1 protein-coding gene is annotated in these 1,274 nt (G+C 55.2%); it reads right to left on the bottom strand.

From position 1 onward, the window contains the following. Positions 1–304: 304 nt before the first annotated feature. Positions 305–1,033: a hypothetical protein gene (locus tag C7C46_RS34365; RefSeq protein WP_146259146.1), complete on the bottom strand. Its 729-nt coding sequence runs from the start codon at positions 1,031–1,033 to the stop codon at positions 305–307. Positions 1,034–1,274: the final 241 nt, after the last annotated feature.

Here is a 1,274-nt window from a genome sequence, read left to right on the forward strand (position 1 = left end):
ATCGCCGTGAAACAACGAGGTCAGCCACTACAAGCGACGCGGCGACCCCCTACCCGCGCACCTCCGCCCGAGCGATCCAAACCGATCACATTGGCAAGATCCGCCGCTGTAGTACGCGGCATGCCGCCTTCCGAGCTGCGGAATCGAGAAGTCCGAGACCGACCCACCCAAGAGCCGCCGTCCGCTTGATCGGCCGATTCGAAAACGGGCAGGATCTTCATCCTTGAACGGGACCTGGGAACCTTCGTCATCCTTGCGCAGAGCGTCGAAAAACGGCATCCAGGATATTCAGAGCCCGGTCAGCTCATAGGATTGCCGACAATGCCCAGACCTCCACGCCCTCGCGAGCCATCTGAAACTCCTGCCCATTGCCGACGATGCGCCACTGTCCAGCCCATCGAATCGACCAATGCTCATTTCTATGATTCCACAGATCGATATAGGCATCTTCGACACCCTCGAGCAACTTCAATTCATGCAGCAGATAATCAGGTCGAACGAACACCTGACGCTCACCAATTGTGCCAGCCCCGGTTTTCGGGTTGTCAAACTTGACCAGCACGTAAGGACTCGGCTTGCGATTCATGTCTGAAGCCTTGAACATCCGATTGAAACGCTCCGCCGCCTGATCGAGCGTCTCCAGCCCTGAGATCTCACACTCATAGGCAGGGAACACTCCAAAAACAAGGCTATTAAGCTCTAGGTTATCTGGGAAAAGATTGTGAGCCTCCGGCCTAATCCGCCCTACGACATCAAATTCTCGGCCACCCCAGGAGAATCCCGGCAGAGCCAGCAGGGGCTCGAGGCGCCCTACAACTTCATCTTCGTGAAGTCGGACAAATTCAAGAATGCTTCGACAGAGACCCAAATCATATGAATGCTTGGTATTCAACCTAAAAGCATGCTGGCGATCGGAGCTCAAGGCAATCAGCAGCACGAATCCAGGCGCAGGGGACCACTCCCAGGCATCCTCCATCCCCACAAGCGGTCGCACATTAGGAAGTCTTGAGATCTCTGCGACGATATCAATCATCAGACCCTACCTTTGCCTCATTCGCTGTAGTTCGGCCCAACGTCCTGGCGGTATCGAAGCCCGCTGCTGGCCCCGAGAGAAGAGTTCCTTAATCTAGTCATCGCAGTCATATCGGTCGTGTCGTTGTAGAAGTCATTTCGCACCGCGCGCGATGAGTCGAATCCGACAGTGTTCCAGTGTTCCACAACCATCGGGTCATGGTCATACGTGAGCTGATCAAAGGTAAGCATTCACGAGGTCC

Origin of the sequence: Streptomyces tateyamensis (assembly GCF_003205575.1) — a bacterium.
Taxonomy (GTDB): domain Bacteria; phylum Actinomycetota; class Actinomycetes; order Streptomycetales; family Streptomycetaceae; genus Kitasatospora; species Kitasatospora tateyamensis.